This is a genomic window from Pseudomonas kribbensis, assembly GCF_003352185.1.
Taxonomy (GTDB): Bacteria; Pseudomonadota; Gammaproteobacteria; order Pseudomonadales; family Pseudomonadaceae; genus Aquipseudomonas; species Aquipseudomonas kribbensis.
On sequence record NZ_CP029608.1, the window covers coordinates 6,098,235 to 6,122,542 of the forward strand.

Here is a 24,308-nt window from a genome sequence, read left to right on the forward strand (position 1 = left end):
TCTCTTGCTCCCTCTTTTATAAGGATGTGAAACCATGCAGCGTCCTGTGCGTACCGAACTCTGGGCCATCCTGCGGCTGGCGGGGCCGTTGATCGCCTCGCAGTTGGCGCACATGTTGATGGTGCTGACCGACACCCTGATGATGGCCCGCCTCAGCCCCGAAGCGCTGGCCGGCGGCGGGCTGGGCGCGGCCAGCTACTCGTTCGTGTCGATCTTCTGCATCGGCGTGATCGCGGCGGTCGGCACCCTGGTGGCAATCCGTCAGGGTGCCGGCGACATTATCGGCGCCGCCAGACTGACCCAGGCCGGGCTGTGGCTGGCGTGGCTGATGGCGCTGGGCGCCGGGTTGCTGCTGTGGAACCTCAAACCGGTGCTGCTGCTGTTCGGCCAGACCGAGACCAACGTCAACGCCGCCGGACAGTTTCTGATCGCCCTGCCGTTCGCCCTGCCCGGCTACCTGAGCTTCATGGCCCTGCGCGGCTTCACCAGCGCGATTGGCCGGGCGACGCCGGTGATGGTCATCAGCCTCGCCGGCACCGTGGCCAACTTCCTGCTCAATTACGCGTTGATCACCGGCATGTTCGGCCTGCCGAAACTGGGGCTGACCGGTATCGGCCTGGTCACGGCGATTGTCGCCAACTGCATGGCACTGGCACTGGCGTGGCATATCCGTCGGCATCCGGCCTATGACGCTTACCCGCTGCGCGAGGGCCTGTCGCGGCCGAACCGGCAGTACCTGAAAGAACTCTGGCGCCTGGGCCTGCCGATCGGCGGCACCTACGCGGTGGAAGTCGGACTGTTCGCCTTCGCGGCGCTGTGCATGGGCACCATGGGCAGCACCCAACTGGCGGCGCACCAGATCGCCCTGCAAATCGTCTCGGTGGCGTTCATGGTGCCGGCGGGCATGTCCTACGCGATCACCATGCGCGTCGGCCAGCACTACGGCGCCGGGCAATTGAACGATGCGCGAATGTCCGGGCGGGTCGGAATCGTCTTTGGTGCAGTGGTGATGCTGGGGTTTGCGATGGTGTTCTGGCTGTTGCCGAACCAGTTGGTCGGTTTGTTCCTCGACCATAACGACCCGGCGTTTGCCGAGGTAATTCGGCTGGCCGTGAGCCTGCTGGCGGTGGCGGCATGGTTCGAGCTGTTCGACGGCACGCAGACGATTGCCATGGGCTGCATCCGCGGACTCAAGGATGCCAAGACCACCTTCCTGGTCGGGCTCGGTTGCTACTGGCTGATCGGCGCGCCGGCAGCGTGGTTGATGGCGTTCCATCTGCACTGGGGGCCGACCGGTGTCTGGTGGGGGCTGGCGCTGGGCCTGGCCTGCGCAGCGATCAGCCTGACGCTGGCGTTCGAATGGAAGATGAAGCGGATGATCCGACTGGAGCCGCAATCTCGAGGATTCAAGATCGCTCAGCCGGAATGACGGGCTACGGGAGCAACCCTGCTCCCGTACACCTTTTAGTCAGACCACAATACCCAGCGGAGGCTGGCTGGCGTCAGCAATCAGATAGTCAACCAGCTCCGCCAACGGCAATGGCTTGCTGATCAGGTAACCCTGCACCTGATCGCAGCCGAATCCGCGCAACAGATCCAGTTGCTCCCGGGTTTCTACCCCTTCGGCGACCACTTCCAGGTGCAGGTTGTGCGCGAGGTTGATCATCGCGTGCACCAGTTTGCGGTTTTCTTCGCGCTGCTCCATGCCGCCGACGAAGCTCTTGTCGATCTTCAGCAAGGTGATCGGCAGACTGTTGAGGTGCACGAACGACGAAAACCCGGTGCCGAAATCATCCAGCGAAAAACGCACGCCGAGGCGACCGAGAGCGTCCATGGTCTGTTTGACCAGATCGCTGCGACGCATCACGGCAGTTTCGGTGAGTTCGAACTCCAGCCATTGCGCCTCGACCCCGCGCTCGGCGATCAAGCGGCTGAGCGTCGGCAGCAACTGGCTGTCCTGAAACTGGCGGAACGACAGGTTGATCGCCATATGCAGCGCTGGCAATCCGCGCTCGCGCAACGCCTGCATGTCGCGCAGGGCCCGGGAAATCACCCAGTAACCCAGCGGCACGATCAGACCGCTTTGCTCGGCCAGCGGCACGAATTCGCTTGGCGGCAACAGGCCGCGTTCGCTGTGACGCCAGCGCACCAGGGCTTCGAGGCCGACGATCTGACCGTCCTGCATGTCCAGGCGTGGCTGGTAATGCAGTTCCAGTTCGTCGCGGCGCAACGCCCGGCGCAGTTCGCTTTCGAGGTCGGCGATGCTGCGGGCATTACGGTTGATTCGTTCGTTGAAGATGTGAAAGGTGCAGCCCTGGGTGCTTTTGGCCTGCTGCATGGCGATGTGCGCATGCCACATCAATGGATCGGCACCACCCTGGGCGCGGGCGTGTGCAATGCCCAGACTGGAGCCGATCAGCAGGCTTTCACCGTCGATCCAGTAAGGCTCGGCCAAGGCTTCGGTAATGCGTTCGGCCATCCATTCGGCCCGTTGCGGGGCACGGCGGGTGTCGATCAGCAGGGCAAATTCATCGCTGCCCAGGCGCGCCAGTTGATCGCCGGCCTCCAGCTGGCTTTTCAGCCGGGCGACCACTTGCAGGATCAACCGGTCACCGGCCTGATGGCCGAGGGCGTCGTTGGCGTAGCGGAAGTTGTCGAGATCGAGGTGCCCGAGGGCCAGACCGCGACCGTCATTTTCGGCAAGGCGCGCTGTCAGCAGGGTCTGGAAGCCCTGACGGTTAGCGATGCCGGTCAAGGGATCCTGTTCGGCCAGACGTTGCAGGGTGTTTTCCAGCACGCCGCGTTCGCGCACATGGCGCAGGCAACGACGAAGCATGCCGGCATCGAGGGCATCGAACACCAGCCAGTCGCTGACGCCATCGGGCGCGATCGCCGGTTCGCGTTCCAGCAGCAACACGGTCGGCAGGCTGCAACGGCCGGGGGCCGGCTGCAAAGCGGGAACGGTCAACAACACCGCATGGCGGTTGTCTTCGAACAGACTGCTGACCGACTCCCAGCTCGGCGCGCTGATCAGCACCGCCGCGCTCCCCAACGGAGCCAGACACTCGCGCAATAACGCTGTCCACGCTGGCTCTTCGGCCAGTAGCAGCAAACGCAAGGGTTCGACAGGCGTAGTCAAGCTGACTCCCTAGACTCTGCAATGATGTGGGCGGCGGGCATTATGCCGTTCTGCCAACCAATGACCAAATGACAACGGTTATCAAAACGTTATTTTGTGTCACGAATGAGAACATTAGCCGCAAAATCACCGCGCATCCTGCGTGAAAGTATCAAAACCGGCAAATTTGAATCGCGTGGTGCGTCACAAGTCGGAGAGAGCAGCACAAATCGCTGAGCCTGTTAAAATGCCGGCCCATTTCGTCAACGACTCCCGAATTTTCGTATGTCCCGACTCAATCCCCGGCAGCAAGAAGCCGTGAACTACGTCGGCGGCCCTCTATTGGTGCTCGCCGGTGCTGGCTCCGGCAAGACCAGCGTGATCACGCGCAAGATTGCGCACCTGATCCAGAACTGCGGCATCCGTGCCCAGTACATCGTCGCCATGACCTTCACCAACAAGGCCGCGCGCGAAATGAAGGAACGGGTCGGCACCCTGCTGCGTCCCGGCGAAGGTCGCGGCCTGACGGTCTGTACCTTCCACAACCTGGGCCTGAACATCATCCGCAAGGAACATGAACGGCTGGGCTACAAACCCGGTTTCTCGATCTTCGACGAGACCGACGTCAAGTCGCTGATGACCGACATCATGCAGAAGGAATACGCAGGCGACGACGGCGTCGACGAGATCAAGAACATGATCGGCGCCTGGAAGAACGACCTGATCCTGCCGGCCGTGGCCCTGGAAAACGCCCGCAACCCCAAGGAACAGACCGCCGCCATCGTCTACACCCACTATCAGCGCACGCTCAAGGCGTTCAACGCGGTGGACTTCGACGACCTGATCCTGCTGCCGGTGAAACTCTTCGAAGAACACGCCGACATCCTCGAAAAGTGGCAGAACAAGGTGCGCTACCTGCTGGTGGACGAATACCAGGACACCAACGCCAGCCAGTATTTGCTGGTGAAAATGCTCATCGGCAAACGCAACCAGTTCACCGTGGTGGGCGACGACGACCAGTCGATCTACGCCTGGCGCGGCGCGCGGCCGGAAAACCTGATGCTGCTCAAGGACGACTATCCGTCCCTGAAAGTGGTGATGCTGGAGCAGAACTACCGCTCCACCAGCCGCATCCTGCGCTGCGCCAACGTCCTGATTTCGAACAACCCGCACGAATTCGAAAAGCAGCTGTGGAGTGAGATGGGCCACGGCGACGAGATCCGCGTGATCCGCTGCCGCAACGAGGACGCCGAAGCCGAGCGCGTGGCCATGGAAATCCTCAGCCTGCACTTGCGCACCGACCGCCCGTACAGCGATTTCGCGATCCTCTATCGCGGCAACTACCAGGCCAAGCTGATCGAGCTGAAACTGCAGCACCACCAGGTGCCGTACCGTCTGAGCGGCGGCAACAGCTTCTTCGGGCGCCAGGAAGTGAAAGACTTGATGGCCTACTTCCGCCTGATCGTGAACCCGGACGACGACAACGCCTTCCTGCGGGTGATCAACGTGCCGCGCCGGGAAATCGGCTCGACGACCCTGGAAAAACTCGGCAACTACGCCACCGAACGCAAGATCTCGATGTACGCCGCCACCGATGAACTCGGCCTGGGCGAACATCTGGACAGCCGCTTCACCGATCGCCTGTCGCGCTTCAAGCGCTTCATGGACAAGGTGCGCGAGCAGTGCGCCGGCGAAGACCCGATCTCCGCCTTGCGCAGCATGGTCATGGACATCGACTACGAGAACTGGCTGCGCACCAACAGTTCCAGCGACAAGGCTGCGGACTACCGGATGAGCAACGTCTGGTTCCTGATCGAAGCCTTGAAGAACACCCTGGAAAAAGACGAAGACGGCGAAATGACCGTCGAGGACGCCATCGGCAAACTCGTCCTGCGAGACATGCTGGAACGTCAGCAGGAAGAAGAGGACGGCGCCGAAGGCGTGCAGATGATGACCCTGCATGCGTCCAAGGGTCTGGAATTCCCTTACGTGTTCATCATGGGCATGGAAGAGGAAATCCTCCCGCACCGTTCCAGCATCGAAGCCGACACCATCGAAGAAGAACGCCGCCTGGCCTACGTGGGCATCACCCGCGCGCGCCAGACCCTCGCGTTCACCTTCGCCGCCAAGCGCAAACAGTACGGCGAGATCATCGACTGCGCGCCCAGCCGCTTCCTCGATGAGCTGCCGCCGGACGACCTGGCCTGGGAAGGCAACGACGACACACCGACCGAAGTCAAAGCCGTGCGGGGCAATAGCGCACTGGCTGATATACGCGCGATGTTAAAGCGCTAGAATTGACCACTTTTTACTAGACCTTCGGCGCACAAAGCGCCAAATGAGGACAGCTTCATGGAAGCATTGCACCAGAAAATCCGCGAACAAGGCATCGTGCTTTCCGACCAGGTCCTGAAGGTCGACGCCTTCCTGAACCACCAGATCGACCCGGCCCTGATGAAGCTGATCGGCGACGAATTCGCCTCGCTGTTCAAGGATTCCGGCATCACCAAGATCGTCACCATCGAAGCGTCGGGCATCGCCCCGGCGATCATGACCGGCCTGAACCTCGGCGTGCCGGTGATCTTCGCCCGCAAGCAACAGTCCCTGACCCTGACTGAAAACCTGCTGTCGGCGACCGTCTACTCGTTCACCAAGAAGACCGAAAGCACCGTGGCCATCTCCCCGCGTCACCTGACCAGCAGCGACCGCGTGCTGATCATCGACGACTTCCTGGCCAACGGTAAGGCGTCCCAGGCGCTGATTTCGATCATCAAGCAGGCCGGCGCTACCGTCGCGGGCCTGGGCATCGTGATCGAGAAGTCATTCCAGGGCGGCCGTGCGGAGCTGGACTCGCAGGGTTATCGCGTCGAGTCGCTGGCTCGCGTGAAGTCGCTAAAGGATGGCGTCGTGACCTTCATCGAGTAAGCAACCCCGCATTACCTCTGTGGGAGCCAGCCTGCTGGCGATGGCATCGTGTCAGTCAACATCTTCAGGACTGGCAGATAGCAATCGCCAGCAGGCTGGCTCCCACAGTTGCTTTGGGTGTTGGAGTTATTGTGCGGTGGCTTTGAGGCCAGTGAGCAACAACCGCTGAAACAGGTCTTCCTTCAGGCCTTCCGGGTGGGTGAGCTGCATGCGCGCCAGATGCTCCGGATACAGCGAAGCCTCCGGCGCATCCAGTGCTGCCTTGCCCAACTCCAGAATCTCCGTCAGCTTGAACTTGCTCTTGAGCCAGTTCAGCGCCCGCAACAGATCCTTCTCGACCTCGTTGAAATCGCAGCCCAGCGGATACTCCGGAAACAGGTTCGGATGCCGCGCGGCAATCGCCTGCAAGCGTTGCGGGGTGTTGTCGGTAAAGCGCGGATCGAGGCGGAAATCCTTCGGCAGCTTGCCGACCTTCTGCGCCTGCTCGATCAGGCCCTGCTGGAAGCGCGAGTCGCTGATATTGAGCAACGCTTCGATCACCACCGCATCCGACTTGCCGCGCAGATCGGCGATGCCGTACTCGGTCACCACGATGTCGCGCAGGTGCCGTGGAATCGTGCAGTGGCCATATTCCCAGACAATGTTCGAACTGACATCGCCACCGGATTCGCGCCAACTGCGCAGCAGCAGGATCGACCGCGCATCGTGCAGCGCATGGCCCTGAGCGACGAAGTTGTATTGCCCGCCGACGCCGCTCAGCACCCGACCATCCTGCAGTTGATCCGCTACACCCGCGCCGAGCAGGGTCATGGTGAACACAGTGTTGATGAAACGCGCATCAAGACGCTGCAGGCGTTTGAGTTCTTCCTGACCATACAGCTCGTTGATATAGCTGATGCGAGTCATGTTGAATTCAAGGCGTTTGCTGTGGGGCAGCTCACGCAAGCGCTCATAGAAACTGCGAGGCCCGAGGAAGAAACCGCCGTGCACTGATATGCCGTCGGTTTGCGCCGCCTCGTCGAGGGTGCCGGCGTTGGCCTGTTCCTGGGTCTGCACGTCCGGGTAGACCTTGCGCCGGATGATCCCGGCGTCCGCCAGCACCAGCAGGCCGTTGACGAACATCTCGCTGCAGCCGTAAAGGCCTTTGGCGAACGGCTCGATACCGCCCTCGCGTTCGATCAGTTGCGCCCACTGGCTGAGATTCACATCGGCCAGCAACTCCCGGTAGCCGGCATTATCAGCCTGACGCGCCAACAACGCGGCAGTCAGCGCATCGCCCATCGAACCGATGCCGATCTGCAAGGTGCCGCCGTCGCGCACCAATGTGCTGGCGTGCAGGCCGATGAAATGATCCTGAAAGCCGACGGGCATGTTCGGCGTGGAAAACAGCGTGCTGTTGTCCTTCTCGTCGATCAGCAGGTCAAAGGTGTCGATATCGACTTCGGCGTCGCCCGGCATGTACGGCAACTCGGTATGCACCTGACCGACTAGCAGAATGGTCTCCCCCGCCGCCCGGCGTTTGGCGATCATCGGGAACAGGTCGAGGGTGATGTCCGGGTTGCAGCTCAGGCTCAGGCGATCGGGATATTCGCTGCTGCTGGCGAGCAACTGTGCCACCAGGTTCAGCCCGGCGGCGTTGATGTCGCGGGCCGCGTGGCTGTAGTTGCTGCTGACGTAGTCCTGCTGGGCCGGCGCGCTGTTGAGCAGGCTGCCGGGCTGCATGAAGAACTGCTCGATGCGGATGTTGGCCGGCAGGCTGTCGCGGCGCAGGTCGGCGAGAAATTCCAGCTCCGGGTAATCACCGAACACCCGCTCGACGAAGGGTTCGATGAAGCGCTTCTGCAAGCCATCGCCCAGGGCCGGGCGGCCGAGGCACAGGGCGGTGTAGATCGTCAGTTGCCGCTCGGGCAGTCCGGCAACCCGCCGATACAGCGCGTTGACGAAGGGATTGGGTTTGCCCAGCCCCAGCGGCAGGCCCATGTGGATGTGCGCCGGCAACCGTGCCAGCACGTCGTCCACTGCCTGTTCGATCGAACACAACTGCACCATCTGAAGCCTCCTGCCCGTTCCGTGAATAGAGGTACGACCGAGATTGCCGGTTGTTTGCTGCAATGAACAGCCTCGGGCCTGAATCGCAGGCACAAAAAAACCGTCCGAAGACGGTTTTTTTCGTCAGAAGCGCGGCTTATTTCAGGCCGGACATCTTCTGGATAGCGCCCTTCAGCTCGTCATCCGAGCAATCGGCGCAGGTGCCTTTCGGAGGCATCGAGTTCAGGCCGGTGATGGCTTTGGCGAGCAGGCCGTCGAGGCCGCCCTGGTGATCGGCACGGTCTTTCCAGGCTGCCGCGTCACCGATTTTCGGTGCGCCCAGCAGGCCGGTGCCGTGGCAAGCGTTGCAATGTTTGGCAATCACTTCGTCCGGCGTCTTGGCGCCGCCACCGCCGCCTGCCGAAGCGGCGACTTCCATCCCCTTGCACTCTTGCCCTTGAACACACACCTGGCCGACAGGCTCGAGGCGTTTGGCAATGTCGTCATTCGTCGCAGCTTGAGCGCTGACAGCCCAGAGGGCCAGTACGGTTGCTGGTGCAGCCAGCATTTTCATAATTAGATTCACGCGTTCACCCTCAATGGTGGCTATTCACGCCTGCGGCCACGGTTCGCAGGCGGGCGCAAGTATAGCGGGTAGCCCGCCACACTGAAACAACCCCAAAGTTAAAGGGGTCTTGTTGCGCATCGGTCAAACAGTCCGGACACCTTTGCCGCAGTGGCCTGGCGTCTCTCGGTTTAAAAGTTCGCCGGTGTGGCTGCGCTGATTAGTCGCGCCGGTGCGTCGAACGGATTACGGAAACGATGCGGCTTGGTACTTTCAAAGTAGTAGCTGTCGCCGGCTTCGAGGATAAAAGTTTCAAGACCCACCACCAGCTCCAGACGACCTTCCACCAGAATCCCGGTTTCCTCGCCTTCATGGGTGAGCATTTCTTCGCCAGTGTCGGCGCCCGGCGGGTAGATTTCATTGAGGAACGCGATGGCCCGGCTCGGATGAGCACGGCCGACCAGTTTCATGGTCACGGCACCGTCGGAAATGTCGATCAGCTCGTTGGCCTTGTAGACGATCTGGGTCGGTTTTTCCTGAAGGATTTCTTCGGAAAAGAACTCGACCATGGACATGGGAATCCCGCCCAGCACCTTCCTCAGCGAACTGATCGAAGGGCTGACGCTGTTCTTTTCGATCATCGAAATGGTGCTGTTGGTGACGCCCGCGCGCTTGGCGAGTTCACGCTGGGAAAGCCCTTTGAGCTTGCGGATCGATTGCAGTCGTTCACCGACGTCCAAGGCTTGGGCCTCCTGAGTGTTGTAGAAATATTGAGCGTTATCATGGCGACAGCGTTCAGTATTTACAACACTTGGGCCCGGCCCGGGCTTCAACCCTCGGAATAGAGCCTTGGCACCCGACGCAGGTTGCAGAAGATCTGGTACGGAATGGTGTCCGCCCACTTCGCCACGTCGCTGGCGAGGATGTTCTTGCCCCACAGCTCGACGGTCGAACCCAGGCCGGCTTCCGGTACGTCGGTCAGGTCGATGCAGAGCATGTCCATCGAAACCCGGCCCAATATGCGACTGCGCTTGCCGGCCACCAGCACCGGCGTGCCGGTCGGCGCCTGGCGCGGATAACCGTCGGCGTAACCCATGGCGACCACGCCGATGCGCATCGGTTTGTCGGTGATGAATTTTGCGCCGTAACCCACCGGTTCGCCGGCCGGCAGTTCGCGCACGCTGATGACTTTCGATTCCAGGGTCATCACCGGTTGCAGGCGCTCAGCCACGGCGTTGGCTTCTTCGAACGGGGTGGCGCCGTAGAGCATGATGCCCGGGCGCACCCAGTCGCTGTGAATCTGCGGCCAGCCCAGCACCGCCGGCGAGTTGCGCAGGCTGACTTCGGCGGCCAGGCCCTGACGCGCAGCCTCGAACACGGCAACCTGATCGGCACTGCTTTGCTCGTGCAGCTCATCGGCCCGGGCGAAGTGGCTCATCAGCACGACTTTCGCCACCTTGCCGCTGGCCAGCAGACGCTGGTAAGCCGCCGGGTAATCCTTCGGATGCAGGCCGACGCGGTGCATGCCCGAATCGAGCTTCAGCCACACGGTGATCGGTTTGCTCAACGCGGCCTGCTCGATGGCTTCGAGCTGCCACAGCGAATGCACCACGCACCAGAAATCGTGCTCGACGATCAGCGCCAGCTCGTCGGCCTCGAAAAAGCCTTCGAGCAACAGCACCGGCGCACGAATCCCGGCGGCACGCAGTTCCAGGGCCTCTTCGATACACGCCACCGCGAAGCCGTCCGCCTCAGCCTCCAACGCCTGGGCGCAACGCACTGCGCCGTGGCCGTAGGCATCGGCCTTGATCACCGCGAGTGCCTTGGCACCGGTGACTTCACGGGCGATACGGTAGTTGTGACGCAGGGCTTCTAGATCGATCAGGGCACGGGCAGGACGCATGGCAGCAGACTTCTTGGCGGTCATGGGAATAAAAACCGGCGCTGGCTGGCGACGTGAACCGCCAACAGCACCGGGAGAGGGATCTTTACAACGGTTTACGGCAACGCGGCGACGATGGAGATTTCCACCAGAATGCTCGGCTTGGCCATCTTCGCTTCAACGGTGGCACGGGCCGGGGCGGCGCCCTTGGGCAGCCACTGGTCCCACACCGAATTCATTCCGGCAAAGTGCGCCTCGATGTCGTTCAGGTAGATCGTCGCCGACAGCAGATGCTGCTTGTCAGTCCCGGCCAGATCCAGCAGACGCTCGATATTGGCGAGCACGTCGCGGGTCTGTTGTTCGACTCCGGCGTTGAAGTCGTCACCGACCTGCCCGGCCAGATACACGATGCCGTTGTGGCTGACGATCTGACTCATGCGCTCATTGGTGAGCTGGCGCTGGATTGCCATGCTTTGCGGACTCCTGGGTCTTGTTGCCATAACGGGAAATATCGAGGCCTTCGGCGCTGATCTGCGGCTTTTTCTTCGCCATCAGGTCAGCCAGCAAGCGACCGGAGCCGCACGCCATGGTCCAGCCGAGAGTGCCGTGACCGGTGTTCAGGAACAGATTCTTGAACGGGGTGGCGCCGACAATCGGGGTGCCGTCCGGCGTGGTTGGACGCAGGCCGGTCCAGAAACTGGCTTCGGCCAGATTGCCGCCCTGAGGATAAAGGTCGTTGACGATCATCTCCAGGGTTTCGCGCCGACGCGGGTTCAGCGACAGGTCAAAACCGGCGATCTCCGCCATGCCGCCGACGCGGATGCGGTTATCGAAACGGGTGATCGCGACCTTGTAGGTCTCGTCGAGAATGGTCGAAGTCGGGGCCATCGCCGGGTTGGTGATCGGCACGGTCAGCGAGTAACCCTTCAACGGATAAACCGGGGCCTTGATGCCCAACGGCTTGAGCAGTTGCGGCGAGTAGCTGCCGAGGGCCAGCACGTAGCGGTCGGCGGTTTCCAGCTTGCCGTCGATCCACACGCCGTTGATGCGGTCACCGGCGAAGTCGAGGCGCTGGATGTCCTGACCAAAACGGAATTCCACACCCAGGTTCACGGCCATTTCGGCGAGGCGGGTGGTGAAGATCTGGCAGTCGCCGGTCTGGTCGTTCGGCAGGCGCAGGGCACCGGCAAGGATGTCGGTGACGCTGGCCAGGGCCGGCTCGACGCGGGCAATGCCGGCGCGGTCGAGAACTTCGAACGGTACGCCGGACTCTTTGAGGACGGCGATGTCCTTGGCGGCGCCATCCAGCTGCGCCTGAGTACGGAACAGCTGGGTGGTGCCCAGGCTGCGGCCTTCGTAGGCGATGCCGGTTTCGGCGCGCAATTCGTCGAGGCAGTCGCGGCTGTACTCGGACAGACGCACCATGCGCTCCTTGTTCACCGCGTAACGGTTGGCGGTGCAATTGCGCAGCATCTGCGCCATCCACAGGTACTGGTCGATATCGGCGGTGGCCTTGATCGCCAGCGGCGCGTGGCGTTGCAGCAGCCACTTGATGGCCTTGAGGGGAACGCCCGGCGCGGCCCACGGCGAGGCATAGCCCGGCGAGACCTGGCCGGCGTTGGCGAAACTGGTCTCCATGGCCGCGGCTGGCTGCCGGTCGACCACCACCACTTCAAACCCGGCACGGGCCAGATAGTAAGCACTGGCGGTACCGATGACGCCGCTACCCAAGACCATAACGCGCATTTTTGTATCCCTCTCGCGGCGTGCCGCGTACGTCTGTTGTTAGAGCAATGATGCGCGCAGTGTAAAAAAGATTCGCCAGTGCTTTTCACTGTATAAGCGCCTATATTTGGCGACAATTCTCGGCAAAAACCCTTTTCACGGAGGCGCATCCCCTATGCGTACCAACACTCAGACCAAACGTGAGCTGGACAAGATCGACCGCAACATCTTGCGGATCCTGCAGGCGGACGGGCGGATTTCATTCACTGAACTGGGCGAGAAGGTCGGACTCTCCACCACGCCGTGCACCGAGCGGGTGCGGCGCCTGGAGCGCGAGGGGATCATCATGGGCTACAACGCCCGGCTGAATCCGCAGCACTTGAAGGGCAGCCTGCTGGTGTTCGTCGAGATCAGCCTCGACTACAAATCCGGCGACACGTTCGAAGAATTCCGACGCGCCGTGCTGAAACTGCCCCACGTGCTGGAGTGCCATTTGGTGTCAGGGGATTTCGACTATCTGGTGAAGGCGCGGATTTCCGAGATGGCCTCGTACCGCAAGCTGCTGGGCGACATCCTGCTCAAACTGCCGCACGTGCGCGAATCCAAGAGCTACATCGTGATGGAAGAAGTGAAAGAGAGCCTGAGCCTGCCGATTCCGGATTGATCGCTCAGACCAGCACCTGGCGGTTTTCGGCCATGTACTCGAACACCTGCTTCTCGACCCGTGGATGAATCAGTTCCACCGGCCGCCGGCCGTTGGGGCACGGCAAGGTCCGGGTGGTGCCGAACAGCCGGCAGATCAGCGGCCGCTCGTCATACACCGTGCAGCCGTTCGGCCCCAGGTGCACGCAGTTGAGCTCTTCCATGGCCGCGTCCTGCTCGGCGCGGGTCTTGCGCGGCAGCCGGGCCATTTCCTCGGGCGAGGTGGTCACCGGCCCGCAGCAGTCATGACAGCCCGGCACGCACTCGAACGTGGGAATCTGCTGACGCAGGGTGCGGATTTTCTGACTGTTGCAGCTCATTGCAGCGGTAACCGGAGCGAAATAGGCGGCAATTGTGCCGCAAAAGCCGTGATCCAGACACCATGGGCCGACCAATGTTGCCCGGCCTCGGGCCTGCGGCTTATGCTCCGTCAAATTTTCTCGACACCCGCTCAGGATGACGCCCATGAATGCCCGCGCCCAAGCCTTCGCGAGCCAACCCCACGTTGCCTCTTATTACGCCGCCAGCAGCCTGCCGCAGCCCGACCATCCGGTGCTGCAAGGTGAGCTGATCGCGGATGTGTGCGTGGTCGGTGGCGGCTTCTCCGGGCTGAACACCGCGCTGGAACTCGCCGAGCGCGGCTTGAGCGTCGTGCTGCTGGAGGCGCATCGGATCGGCTGGGGCGCCAGCGGCCGTAACGGCGGACAGTTGATTCGCGGGGTCGGTCATGGCCTCGACCAGTTTGCCAACGTGATCGGCGCCGACGGTGTGCGTCAGATGAAACTCATGGGCCTGGAAGCGGTGGAGATCGTCCGACAGCGCGTCGAGAAATTTCAAATCCCCTGCGACCTGACCTGGGGCTACTGCGACCTCGCCAACAAACCTTCCGACCTGGAAGGCTTTGCCGAAGACGCTGAAGAATTGCGCGGCCTCGGTTACCGCTACGAAACCCGACTGCTGCAAGCCAACGAGATGCACACCGTGGTCGGCTCCAAACGCTATGTCGGTGGTTTGATCGACATGGGTTCCGGCCATCTGCACCCGCTGAATCTGGCACTCGGGGAAGCTGCTGCAGCGCAGCAACTCGGGGTGAAGCTGTTCGAGCAATCGGCGGTTACCCGCATCGACTACGGCCCCGAAGTCCGGGTCCATACGGCGCAAGGTTCGGTGCGGGCGAAGACCCTGGTGCTGGGCTGTAATGCCTATCTCAACAATCTGAATCCACAACTCAGCGGCAAGGTGCTGCCGGCCGGCAGCTACATCATCGCCACTGAACCACTGAGCGAAGAACAGGCCCACGCCCTGCTGCCGCAGAACATGGCCGTCTGCGACCAGCGGGTGGCGCTGGATTACTACCGGCTCTCGGCGGACCGTCGTCTGCTGTTCGGCGGCGCCTGCCATTATTCGGGGCGTGACCCGAAAGACATCGGCGCCTACATGCGGCCGAAGATGCTGGAAGTGTTCCCGCAGTTGGCCTCGGCGAAGATCGACTATCAGTGGGGCGGGATGATCGGCATCGGTGCCAACCGTCTGCCGCAGATTGGTCGGCTGAGCGATCAGCCGAACGTGTATTACGCCCAGGCCTATTCCGGCCACGGCGTGAATGCCACGCACCTGGCGGGCAAGTTGCTGGCCGAGGCCATCAGCGGCCAGCACAGTGGCGGCTTTGATCTGTTCGCCAAAGTGCCACACATCACCTTCCCCGGCGGCAAGCATCTGCGCTCGCCGTTGCTGGCGTTGGGGATGTTGTGGCATCGACTCAAAGAGCTGGTCTGATATTTTTGCAGCGCCATTGATGACGCCTTCGCGAGCAGGCTCGCTCCCACTTTGGAATGCATATCCCTGTGGGAGCGAGCCTGCTCGCGAATGGGCTTCATGAGTTCCGAAGATTCAGATCCGCCAGAACGGCTTCAACCCCTCCTCCAGCGCCTGTTCGCGAGTCAGCCCGACATCCTTGAGCTGCTCCGGTGTCAGGCCCAGCAACGCTTTGCGCGTGTGCAGACGATGCCAGAACAGGCCCCAGCGACTCAGGCCGGACGGCGCGTTGCGCAGCATCTCGTTGCGCGCACTGTCCTGTTGCCCCGCCTCCAGTTCCTGACTGTGTAACGTCAGCCGCACATCGCTCAAGCCGTTCATTTTTGTCGCTCCTGTTTACTTGGGTAGCCAGAGATTCCATGATGCGCGGGCCGACAAAGGCATTACAGATTCAACACATCTGTATTATTTCCATACAGATTTGCTGTCTCCGGGACTGAATTGTCGATTTACGCCGCATCTGTACTGGTTTTTCGAATCACCTGCATCGAGGCAGTGCCATGACCCTGTATGTGAACCTCGCCGAGTTGCTCGGCACCCGCATCGAACAAGGCTTCTACCGTCCTGGTGATCGCCTGCCGTCGGTGCGCGCCTTGAGCGTAGAACATGGGGTCAGCCTGAGCACGGTGCAGCAGGCCTATCGAATGCTGGAAGACAGCGGTCTGGCCACGCCCAAACCCAAATCCGGGTACTTCGTGCCGGTCGGCCGCGAGCTGCCGGAACTGCCGGCAATCGGGCGTCCGGCCCAGCGCCCGGTGGAGATTTCCCAGTGGGATCAGGTGCTGGAGCTGATTCGCGCGGTGCCGCGCAAGGATGTGGTGCAGCTCGGTCGCGGCATGCCGGACATCTCCTCACCGACGATGAAACCGCTGCTGCGCGGACTGGCCCGTATCAGCCGCCGCCAGGACATGCCCGGTCTGTATTACGACAACATTCACGGCACCCTCGAACTGCGCGAACAGATCGCCCGGCTGATGCTCGACTCCGGCTGCCAGTTGAGCGCCAGCGATCTGGTGGTCACCACCGGTTGCCATGAAGCGCTGTCCACCAGCATTCACGCGATCTGCGAGCCCGGTGACATCGTCGCGGTGGACTCGCCAAGCTTTCATGGCGCCATGCAGACCCTCAAAGGGCTGGGCATGAAAGCCCTGGAAATCCCCACCGACCCGCTCACCGGCATCAGCCTCGAAGCCCTGGAACTGGCGCTGGAGCAGTGGCCGATCAAGGTCATCCAGCTCACGCCCAACTGCAACAACCCGCTCGGCTACATCATGCCGGAGTCGCGCAAACGCGCGTTGTTGACGCTGGCCCAGCGCTTCGACGTGGCGATCATCGAGGACGACGTGTATGGCGAACTGGCCTACACCTACCCGCGTCCGCGCACGATCAAATCCTTCGACGAAGATGGCCGTGTGTTGCTGTGCAGTTCGTTCTCCAAGACTCTCGCGCCGGGGCTGCGTATCGGCTGGGTCGCGCCGGGTCGATACCTCGAGCGGGTGCTGCACATGAAATACATCAGCACCGGCTCCACCGCGCCACAGCCACAGATCGCCATCGCCGAGTTTCTGAAAGCCGGGCACTTCGAACCGCATTTGCGGCGGATGCGTACGCAATACCAGCGCAATCGCGACGTGATGATCGATTGGGTGACGCGATATTTCCCGGCCGGCACTCGTGCCAGCCGTCCGCAAGGCAGCTTCATGCTCTGGGTCGAACTGCCGGAAGGTTTCGATACCCTGAAACTGAATCGTGCACTGCACGATCAGGGCGTACAGATTGCCGTCGGCAGCATTTTTTCGGCGTCGGGCAAGTACCGCAATTGCCTGCGCATGAACTACGCTGCCAAGCCGACACCGCTCATCGAAGAAGCTGTGCGCAAGGTGGGTGCAGCGGCAATCAAGCTGCTCGCTGAAGCCGACTGACCTTTTTCCAGAGACCCGCGTCCATATGCCGACCCTTGCCGCCAATCGGAACGATCCTACGTGAGCTTCAGACAGCCCCTACTCGCTCTGCTGCTACTCGCCTCGTTCCTGGGCGGTTGCGCGACCTTCGATGTGCCACGCGAGCCAAGCCAGGCATTGCCGGCCTCTTCATCGAGTTTCGGTCGCTCGATCCAGGCCCAGGCAGCGCCGTACAAGGGCCAGTCCGGCTTTCGCCTGCTGTCCAACAGCACCGAAGCCTTCACCGCTCGCGCCGAGTTGATCCGTAACGCCCAGAGCAGCCTCGATTTGCAGTACTACATCGTCCACGACGGCATCAGCACCCGCATGCTGGTGGAAGAAGTGCTGAAGGCTGCCGATCGTGGCGTACGAGTTCGCATCCTGCTGGACGACACCACCAGCGACGGCCTCGACCTGATCATCGCCACGCTGGCGGCGCATCCGAACATCCAGATCCGCCTGTTCAATCCACTGCACCTGGGCCGCAGCACCGGCGTGACCCGTGCCGCCGGCCGGCTGTTCAACCTGTCGCAGCAACACCGGCGGATGCACAACAAGCTGTGGCTGGCGGACAACAGCGCCGCTATCGTCGGCGGCCGCAATCTGGGTGACGAGTATTTCGATGCCGAGCCCAACCTGAATTTCACCGACATCGACATGCTCAGCGTCGGGCCGGTGGCCGAACAGCTCGGGCACGGCTTCGATCAGTACTGGAACAGCGCCCTGAGCAAGCCGATCGAGGAATTTCTCTCCAGCAAGCCCTCGGCCAAAGACCTGCAGAACACCCGCACGCGCCTGGAAGAGTCCCTCGAAGAAACCCGCAAACAGAATCACGCGCTGTATCAGCAGCTGATGACCTTCACTACCCACCCGCGCATGGACATCTGGCGCCGGGAGCTGATCTGGGCGTGGAACCAGGCGCTGTGGGATGCGCCGAGCAAGGTGCTGGCGGACGGCAAGCCGGATCCGCAACTGCTGCTGACCACGCAACTGGCACCGGAGCTGAGGGGTGTCAGCAAGGAGTTGATGATGATTTCCGCCTACTTCGTGCCGGGCCAGCCGGGGCTGGTTTACCTGACTGGCCGTGCCGATGCGGGTGTTTCGGTGAGCCTGCTGACCAACTCGCTGGAAGCCACCGATGTGCCAGCGGTACACGGCGGCTATGCGCCGTATCGCAAGGCACTGCTGGAACATGGCGTAAAGTTGTATGAACTGCGGCGCCAGCCTGGGGATAACTTCGGCAGCGGCCCGCACCTGTTTTACAGCAAGTCGTTCCGTGGCTCGGATTCCAGCCTGCATAGCAAGGCGATGATCTTCGACGGGAAAAAAGCGTTCATCGGCTCGTTCAATTTCGACCCGCGCTCGGTGCTGTGGAACACCGAAGTCGGGGTGCTGGTGGACAGTCCCGAGCTGGCTGCCCATGTACGGGAACTGGCCTTGCAGGGCATGGCGCCAGCGCTGAGCTATGAAGCAAAACTTCAGGACGGGAAAGTCGTCTGGGTCACCGAGGACAACGGCCAGATGCACACACTGACCAAGGAACCCGGCAGCTGGTGGCGGCGCTTCAATGCGTGGTTCAGCACCACGGTGGGACTGGAGCGGATGCTGTAGCCGTCCGCCCCAGCTTGAACATCAGGCAGGCTCCGGCACCTTGCCGAACGCCCCTTGCCGCGACAGCAGAATCACCAGCCCGAACGCCCCGGCCGCCATGAACCACGGCAACGCGTGCCCGCTGATCCATTGACTGCCCGCCCCCGCCGCCAATGGCCCTATCAGACAACCGACACCCCACAGCTGCGCGACATGCGCATTGGCGCGCACCAGTGCGTCATCTCGGTAGCGCTCGCCGATCAGGATCAGCGACAGGGTGAACAAGCCACCGGCACTGGCGCCGAACAGCACCCACAGCGGCCAGATCAGCAGGGTGTCGATCAACATCGGGATCGCCAGACTCGACAGCATCAGCACCACGGCGCAACCGGCGAACAAGGTTCGCCGCGACAGGTAGTCGGCCAATGCACCGATGGGCAATTGCAGCAGCGCGTCGCCCACCACCACGGTGCTGACCATTGCCAGCGCTATTTCCGCCGTGAAGCCCTGTTGCAGGCAGTACACCGGCAAAAGCGTCAGGATCATTGCCTCGAACGCGGCGAACAGCGACACCGCCCAGGCAATCGCCGGCAGTTCGCGACTGAAACCCCACAGGTCACCGAAGGTCACGCTGCTGGCCTCGCTGCTCGGCGCCCCACTGCGACCCAACAGCAACAACGGCGAGGCAATCAGCAACGCAACACCCACCCAGAAGCCGTAATCATGCTCGGTACCGAGCGCACCCAACAGTAACGGACCGGACAGTTGGCTGAGCGCATAACTGCTGCCATACAGCGCCACCAATCGCCCGCGCCACTGTTCGACCACCAGTTGATTGATCCAGCTCTCGCCGAGGATGAACACTATGGTCAGGATCACCCCGATCATCAGCCGCAGCACCAGCCAGATCGGATAACTCGGCAGCAGCGCCAGAAAACCGATGGACAACGCCCCACCCCAAAGGCACAGGCGCATCAGATTCGCTGTGCCGAAGCGCGCCGCCAGATGACTCGAAACCTTCGCCCCCAGCAACACGCCAATGGCCGGCATCGCCGCCATCACGCCGATGGCGAACGAACCGTAACCCCAGCCCTCAAGACGCAACGACACCAGCGGCATGCTGACGCCAAGGGCCAGGCCAACACTCAAGACAGACGCCAACACGGCGAAATACGTCGCCCAACGCATGGTCCACGCTCCTGTGGATATTTTTATTCACTCAAAACCAATGTGGGAGCGAGCCTGCTCGCGATTGCGGTATCACATTCAACATTGATGTCGACTGTCACACCGCAATCGCGAGCAGGCTCGCTCCCACAGGGATCTCTGTTCGATTCGGGAGCCTGATTCACTCAGGCTCCCGTCAGCGATTTACAGCTTGATCCAGGTCGCCTTCAGCTCAGTGTATTTGTCGAACGCGTGCAGCGACTTGTCACGGCCGTTGCCCGACTGCTTGAAGCCGCCGAACGGTGCGGTCATGTCGCCGCCATCGTACTGGTTGACCCACACGCTGCCGGCACGCAATGCCTTGGCGGTGAGGTGCGCCTTGGAGATGTCCTGGGTCCAGACCGCTGCGGCCAGACCGTAAGGCGTGTCGTTGGCGATGTTGATCGCTTCCTCGGCGGTATCGAAGGCAATGACCGACAGCACCGGGCCGAAGATTTCTTCCTGGGCAATCTTCATCGCGTTGCTCACGCCGTCGAAAATCGTTGGCTCGACGTAGGTGCCACCGGTTTCCTGAAGGATGCGCTTGCCGCCGGCCACCAGTTTGGCGCCGTCGGTGTGGCCGGATTCGATGTAGGACAGCACGGTGTTCATCTGCTGGGTATCGACCAGCGCACCAACGTTGGTAGCCGGGTCCAACGGATTGCCCGGTTTCCAGGCTTTCAGCGCCTCGATCACCATCGGCAGGAATTTGTCCTTGATCGAACGCTCGACCAGCAGACGGGAACCGGCGGTGCAGACTTCGCCCTGGTTGAAGGCGATGGCGCTGGCGGCGGATTCGGCAGCGGCTTGCAGGTCCGGCGCATCGGCAAACACGATGTTCGGGCTCTTGCCGCCGGCCTCCAGCCACACACGTTTCATGTTCGATTCGCCGGAATAGATCATCAGTTGCTTGGCGATCTTGGTCGAACCGGTGAACACCAGGGTGTCGACGTCGTTGTGCAGCGCGAGCGCCTTGCCGACGGTGTGGCCGTAGCCCGGCAGCACGTTCAGCACGCCTTTCGGAATGCCGGCCTCGACCGCCAGTTCAGCGATGCGGATGGCGGTCAGCGGGGACTTTTCCGACGGTTTGAGGATCACCGAGTTACCGGTCGACAGGGCCGGGCCGAGCTTCCAGCAGGCCATCATCAGCGGGAAGTTCCACGGCACGATGGCACCGACCACGCCCACTGGTTCGCGGGTTACCAGACCCAGTTGATCGTGCGGAGTGGCGGCGACTTCGTCGTAGATCTTGTCGATCGCTTCACCGCTCCAGCTCAGGGCTTGCGCGGCACCCGGCACGTCGATGTACAGCGAGTCGCTGATCGGCTTGCCCATGTCGAGGGTTTCGAGCAGGGCCAGTTCTTCGGCGTGCTGCTTGAGCAGGCCGGCGAAACGGATCATGGTGGCTTTGCGTTTGGTCGGCGCCAGGCGCGACCAGACACCGGAATTGAAGGTGGCGCGGGCGTTTTCCACGGCGCGCTGGGCGTCGGCGGCGTCACAGCTGGCAATCTTGCCCAGCAGACGGCCATCGACCGGGCTGATGCACTCGAAGGTCTCGCCGGAGACGGCATCGGTGTACTCGCCATTGAGGTAGGCGCGGCCTTCGATCTTCAGGTCGCGGGCGCGTTGTTCCCAGTCGGCACGAGTCAGGGTGGTCATTCGAGTGTCCTCCTCTTGTTGAATACGAGCGCCGCGCGATCTTCGCCGGCGTCCTCAGGAATTCTGCCCGGCCAGCCTGTTTTCGGCCCAAGGCACCCGCCACCCTAAACCAGCGGCCGGGGTTGTTTCAATATATTTGACATAAGGCTTCTATATCGCCTTGCGGCGTTCAATTTAATCAACATAGACTTTGGCCCTTTCAAGCCATCGCGCCGTCATCACAGGAGAAAACAACAATGAACATCCAGAACGTCGTCGACATCAGCCTGACCATGGACCAGGCCGAGCGCTACCGCCCGGATCCGGCCAAAGTACTCAAGGGCGATCCCGAGCAGGCGGTGTTCAATCAATACGACAGCCCTTGCGGGCAAATGGGCGTTGGCGTGTGGGAAGGTGCAGTGGGTCAGTGGACGGTGAATTACACCGAACACGAATACTGCGAAATCCTCCAGGGTGTTTCGGTGCTGCGTGACGGCGAAGGCAATGCCAAGACTCTGCGTGTCGGCGACCGCTTCGTGATTCCGGCCGGTTTCCGTGGCACCTGGGAAGTGCTGGAGGCGTGCCGCAAGGTCTATGTGATCTTCGAACAGAAGGCCTGAAGCCTTTCGCCAGGCAACAAAAAAGGCCCGTATCGTGAGATACGGGCCTTTTTCGTAAGTCGGGAAAAATCAATTACTTGATTTTGCCTTCCTTGTAGATCACGTGCTTGCGAACAACCGGATCATATTTCTTGATCTCGATTTTGTCCGGGGTAGTACGCTTGTTCTTGTCGGTAGTGTAGAAGTGACCAGTACCGGCGCTCGAAATCAAACGAATCAATTCACGCATGATTAGCTCCCTTAAATCTTGCCGTCGCGACGCAGCTCGGCCAGCACAACGCTGATGCCACGCTTGTCGATGATACGCATGCCTTTGGCGGAAACGCGCAGGCGTACGAAACGTTTCTCTTCTTCAACCCAGAAGCGGTGATGCTGCAGGTTCGGCAGGAAACGACGACGGGTTTTGTTGTTTGCGTGGGAAATGTTATTCCCGGTTACCGGACCCTTACCGGTAACTTGACATACTCTAGACATGCCTCAGCCCTCTAAAACCACATGCCCAACCCGGCATGGGTTGGCCGCTTAATCTCTAGTCATTGTGGCGCCAGGCGCCGCGATTCTTTAGAGGTCTTACCGGCTACACCTACAAGCGAAGGAACCGGGCCCCTAGAAAAGAGCGCTGCTTTATACCAGAAAGACCACGGAGCAACAACTTTCCGTGTGCAATGAATGGCTAAAAAGCCGCTTTTCCTGCCCGCAAGTGGCTTGGGCAAAGGCTGGCGGCAATTTTTACCATTCGTCGAAGAAAACCGATCATACCCGCATTCGGGATTTTTCCTGCCGCCACTTCCGACAAATCCTCAGCCGTCAGACCCCGAAAATGCAAAAAGGGGATAGTCATTTGCAATTGCGACCACTAGGGTAGGCCTTTTCCAGACTGCACTTGCAGATGGGCCTTCGATCTGTAAAGGAAGCCGACCATGCGCCTCGCTGCCCTCCCCCTGTTGCTCGCCCCGTTATTGCTGAGCCCCCTGGCCCAGGCCGCCGCCCTGAGCGTTTGCACCGAGGCCAGCCCCGAAGGGTTCGACGTGGTGCAGTACAACTCGCTGACCACCACCAACGCCTCGGCCGATGTGCTGATGAACCGCCTGGTGGACTTCGATACGGCGACCGGCAAAGTGGTCCCGAGCCTGGCCGACAGCTGGGAAGTCAGCACCGACGGCCTGACTTATATATTCAAACTGCACCCGCAGGTGAAGTTCCACAGCACCGAGTACTTCAAGCCGACCCGTGAGCTGACCGCCGAAGACGTCAAGTTCAGCTTCGACCGCATGCTCGACCCGGCCAACCCGTGGCACAAGGTCGCCCAGAGCGGCTTTCCGCACGCTCAGTCGATGCAGCTGCCGAGCCTGATCAAGAAGATCGACGCCCTCGACCCGCTGACCGTGCGTTTCACCCTCGATCACCCGGACTCCACGTTCCTGGCGACCCTGAGCATGGGTTTCGCGTCGATCTATTCCGCCGAATACGCTGACAAGCTGCTGAAGGCCAACGCGACCGACAAGCTCAACAGCCAGCCAATCGGCACCGGACCGTTCGTGTTCACCCGGTTCCAGAAAGACGCCTCGATTCGCTACAAGGCCAACCCGGATTACTTCCGCGGCAAGCCTGCGGTCGATCCGTTGATCTTCGCCATCACCCCGGACGCCAACGTGCGCCTGCAAAAGCTGCGGCGTAACGAGTGTCAGATCGCCCTGTCGCCAAAACCATTGGACGTACAGGCCGCGAAAGAAGAACCGACGCTGAAAGTCGAAAAGACTGACGCGTTCATGACCGCATTCGTTGGCATCAACAGCCAGCATCCACCATTGGACAAGCCGGAAGTGCGCCAGGCGATCAACCTTGCCTTCGACAAGGCCAACTACCTCAAGGCCGTTTTCGAAGACACCGCCGAACCCGCCAACGGCCCGTACCCGCCAAATACCTGGAGCTACGCGAAGAATCTGCCGGGTTACCCGCACGACGTGGCAAAAGCCAAGGCTTTGCTGGCCAAGGCCGGGCTGAAGGACGGTTTCCAGACCACCATCTGGACGCGTCCGTCCGGCAGCCTGCTCAACCCGAACCCGAGCCTCGGCGCACAACTGCTGCAATCGGATCTGGCGGAAATCGGCATCCAGGCGGAAATCCGCGTGATCGAATGGGGCGAACTGATTCGTCGCGCCAAGGCTGGCGAGCATGACCTGCTGTTCATGGGCTGGGCCGGTGACAACGGCGACCCGGACAACTTCCTCACACCGCAGTTTTCCTGCGCGGCGGTGAAGTCCGGCACCAACTTCGCCCGCTACTGCAATGCCGATCTGGACAAGCTGATCAGCGCCGGCAAGACCACCAGCGAGCAGGGTGTGCGCACCAAGCTCTATGAACAGGCACAGGCGCAGATCCAGCAGCAGGCGCTTTGGCTGCCATTGGCGCATCCGACGGCTTATGCGCTGACGCGTAAAGACGTGCAGGGTTACTCGGTGAGCCCGTTCGGGCGGCAGGATTACTCCAGAGCCAGCCTCAAGCCATAAGCTGCAAGCCACAAGCTAGAGCCATTCGCAGTCTGCTTTAGCTT

At 61.4% G+C, this 24,308-nt stretch carries 22 protein-coding genes; 9 read left to right on the forward strand and 13 right to left on the reverse strand.

The window, feature by feature from the left end; all coding sequences use genetic code 11:
- The first annotated feature begins 34 nt into the window (after positions 1 to 34).
- On the forward strand, positions 35 to 1,429 hold the full coding sequence (locus DLD99_RS28015; RefSeq protein ID WP_114886307.1) for a NorM family multidrug efflux MATE transporter: 1,395 nt from the start codon (positions 35 to 37) through the stop codon (positions 1,427 to 1,429).
- A gap of 39 nt (positions 1,430 to 1,468) precedes the next feature.
- Here DLD99_RS28015 and DLD99_RS28020 read toward each other — a convergent pair whose 3' ends face one another.
- Positions 1,469 to 3,139: a putative bifunctional diguanylate cyclase/phosphodiesterase gene (locus DLD99_RS28020; RefSeq protein ID WP_114886309.1), complete on the reverse strand. Its 1,671-nt coding sequence runs from the start codon at positions 3,137 to 3,139 to the stop codon at positions 1,469 to 1,471.
- Between the two features lie 264 nt (positions 3,140 to 3,403).
- On the opposite strand from DLD99_RS28020, the gene rep reads away from it, so the two are divergent.
- Together rep and DLD99_RS28030 are read left to right on the forward strand one after the other, a co-directional pair.
- Complete coding sequence (gene rep / locus DLD99_RS28025) at positions 3,404 to 5,413, forward strand: DNA helicase Rep (RefSeq protein ID WP_085708895.1); 2,010 nt, start codon at positions 3,404 to 3,406, stop codon at positions 5,411 to 5,413.
- Positions 5,414 to 5,470: 57 nt separating this feature from the next.
- Positions 5,471 to 6,043 (forward strand): xanthine phosphoribosyltransferase, encoded by a 573-nt coding sequence (locus DLD99_RS28030; RefSeq protein WP_007920398.1) that lies wholly within the window; start codon positions 5,471 to 5,473, stop codon positions 6,041 to 6,043.
- Between the two features lie 126 nt (positions 6,044 to 6,169).
- Here the strand turns inward: DLD99_RS28030 and DLD99_RS28035 are convergent, their stop codons facing one another.
- From DLD99_RS28035 to dadA, 6 genes are all read right to left on the reverse strand, one after another.
- On the reverse strand, positions 6,170 to 8,092 hold the full coding sequence (locus tag DLD99_RS28035) for an acetyl-CoA hydrolase/transferase C-terminal domain-containing protein (protein WP_114886311.1): 1,923 nt from the start codon (positions 8,090 to 8,092) through the stop codon (positions 6,170 to 6,172).
- A 136-nt stretch (positions 8,093 to 8,228) separates the two neighbouring features.
- Positions 8,229 to 8,645 (reverse strand): c-type cytochrome, encoded by a 417-nt coding sequence (locus DLD99_RS28040; RefSeq protein ID WP_025112727.1) that lies wholly within the window; start codon positions 8,643 to 8,645, stop codon positions 8,229 to 8,231.
- Positions 8,646 to 8,827: 182 nt separating this feature from the next.
- A complete protein-coding gene (locus DLD99_RS28045; RefSeq protein ID WP_003229444.1) occupies positions 8,828 to 9,376 on the reverse strand; it encodes a cupin domain-containing protein in 549 nt (182 codons plus the stop codon).
- Between the two features lie 89 nt (positions 9,377 to 9,465).
- Positions 9,466 to 10,539, reverse strand: a complete 1,074-nt coding sequence (gene alr / locus DLD99_RS28050) for an alanine racemase (RefSeq protein ID WP_114886313.1) — start codon at positions 10,537 to 10,539, stop codon at positions 9,466 to 9,468.
- A gap of 95 nt (positions 10,540 to 10,634) precedes the next feature.
- Complete coding sequence (locus DLD99_RS28055) at positions 10,635 to 10,988, reverse strand: RidA family protein (protein ID WP_085708889.1); 354 nt, start codon at positions 10,986 to 10,988, stop codon at positions 10,635 to 10,637.
- Positions 10,960 to 12,264 (reverse strand): D-amino acid dehydrogenase, encoded by a 1,305-nt coding sequence (dadA, locus tag DLD99_RS28060; RefSeq protein WP_085731396.1) that lies wholly within the window; start codon positions 12,262 to 12,264, stop codon positions 10,960 to 10,962. The genes DLD99_RS28055 and dadA overlap by 29 nt, the downstream gene beginning before the upstream one ends.
- A 154-nt stretch (positions 12,265 to 12,418) precedes the next feature.
- On the opposite strand from dadA, the gene DLD99_RS28065 reads away from it, so the two are divergent.
- Positions 12,419 to 12,907, forward strand: coding sequence for an Lrp/AsnC ligand binding domain-containing protein (locus DLD99_RS28065; RefSeq protein ID WP_003177284.1), 489 nt, complete (start codon positions 12,419 to 12,421; stop codon positions 12,905 to 12,907).
- 4 nt (positions 12,908 to 12,911) lie between these two features.
- On the opposite strand, the gene DLD99_RS28070 is transcribed toward DLD99_RS28065, so the two are convergent.
- The gene (locus DLD99_RS28070; RefSeq protein ID WP_114886315.1) at positions 12,912 to 13,265 is read right to left on the reverse strand and encodes a YkgJ family cysteine cluster protein; all 354 of its coding nucleotides are present in this window, start codon (positions 13,263 to 13,265) and stop codon (positions 12,912 to 12,914) included.
- Between the two features lie 145 nt (positions 13,266 to 13,410).
- Between DLD99_RS28070 and DLD99_RS28075 the strand changes: the two genes are divergently transcribed.
- Positions 13,411 to 14,721 carry an NAD(P)/FAD-dependent oxidoreductase gene (locus DLD99_RS28075; protein WP_114886317.1) on the forward strand — a complete coding sequence of 437 codons (1,311 nt, stop codon included), beginning with the start codon at positions 13,411 to 13,413 and terminating at the stop codon, positions 14,719 to 14,721.
- A 114-nt stretch (positions 14,722 to 14,835) separates the two neighbouring features.
- Here the strand turns inward: DLD99_RS28075 and DLD99_RS28080 are convergent, their stop codons facing one another.
- Positions 14,836 to 15,081, reverse strand: coding sequence for a DUF1127 domain-containing protein (locus DLD99_RS28080; protein WP_085708885.1), 246 nt, complete (start codon positions 15,079 to 15,081; stop codon positions 14,836 to 14,838).
- Positions 15,082 to 15,260: 179 nt separating this feature from the next.
- Between DLD99_RS28080 and DLD99_RS28085 the strand changes: the two genes are divergently transcribed.
- A complete protein-coding gene (locus DLD99_RS28085) occupies positions 15,261 to 16,682 on the forward strand; it encodes an aminotransferase-like domain-containing protein (protein WP_114886319.1) in 1,422 nt (473 codons plus the stop codon).
- Positions 16,683 to 16,742: 60 nt separating this feature from the next.
- On the forward strand, positions 16,743 to 18,311 hold the full coding sequence (locus DLD99_RS28090) for a phospholipase D family protein (protein WP_114886321.1): 1,569 nt from the start codon (positions 16,743 to 16,745) through the stop codon (positions 18,309 to 18,311).
- A 21-nt stretch (positions 18,312 to 18,332) separates the two neighbouring features.
- Here DLD99_RS28090 and DLD99_RS28095 read toward each other — a convergent pair whose 3' ends face one another.
- Together DLD99_RS28095 and DLD99_RS28100 are read right to left on the reverse strand one after the other, a co-directional pair.
- On the reverse strand, positions 18,333 to 19,478 hold the full coding sequence (locus tag DLD99_RS28095; RefSeq protein ID WP_114886323.1) for an MFS transporter: 1,146 nt from the start codon (positions 19,476 to 19,478) through the stop codon (positions 18,333 to 18,335).
- Positions 19,479 to 19,661: 183 nt separating this feature from the next.
- The gene (locus tag DLD99_RS28100; RefSeq protein ID WP_085708877.1) at positions 19,662 to 21,155 is read right to left on the reverse strand and encodes an aldehyde dehydrogenase; all 1,494 of its coding nucleotides are present in this window, start codon (positions 21,153 to 21,155) and stop codon (positions 19,662 to 19,664) included.
- A gap of 236 nt (positions 21,156 to 21,391) precedes the next feature.
- Between DLD99_RS28100 and DLD99_RS28105 the strand changes: the two genes are divergently transcribed.
- A complete protein-coding gene (locus tag DLD99_RS28105) occupies positions 21,392 to 21,754 on the forward strand; it encodes a cupin domain-containing protein (RefSeq protein WP_085708876.1) in 363 nt (120 codons plus the stop codon).
- A gap of 73 nt (positions 21,755 to 21,827) precedes the next feature.
- Here DLD99_RS28105 and rpmG read toward each other — a convergent pair whose 3' ends face one another.
- Both rpmG and rpmB read right to left on the reverse strand, forming a co-directional pair.
- A complete protein-coding gene (rpmG, locus tag DLD99_RS28110; protein WP_003177274.1) occupies positions 21,828 to 21,983 on the reverse strand; it encodes a 50S ribosomal protein L33 in 156 nt (51 codons plus the stop codon).
- An 11-nt stretch (positions 21,984 to 21,994) separates the two neighbouring features.
- Positions 21,995 to 22,228, reverse strand: a complete 234-nt coding sequence (gene rpmB / locus DLD99_RS28115) for a 50S ribosomal protein L28 (protein ID WP_003229474.1) — start codon at positions 22,226 to 22,228, stop codon at positions 21,995 to 21,997.
- A 446-nt stretch (positions 22,229 to 22,674) separates the two neighbouring features.
- Between rpmB and DLD99_RS28120 the strand changes: the two genes are divergently transcribed.
- A complete protein-coding gene (locus tag DLD99_RS28120) occupies positions 22,675 to 24,264 on the forward strand; it encodes an ABC transporter substrate-binding protein (RefSeq protein ID WP_114886325.1) in 1,590 nt (529 codons plus the stop codon).
- Positions 24,265 to 24,308 lie beyond the last annotated feature (44 nt).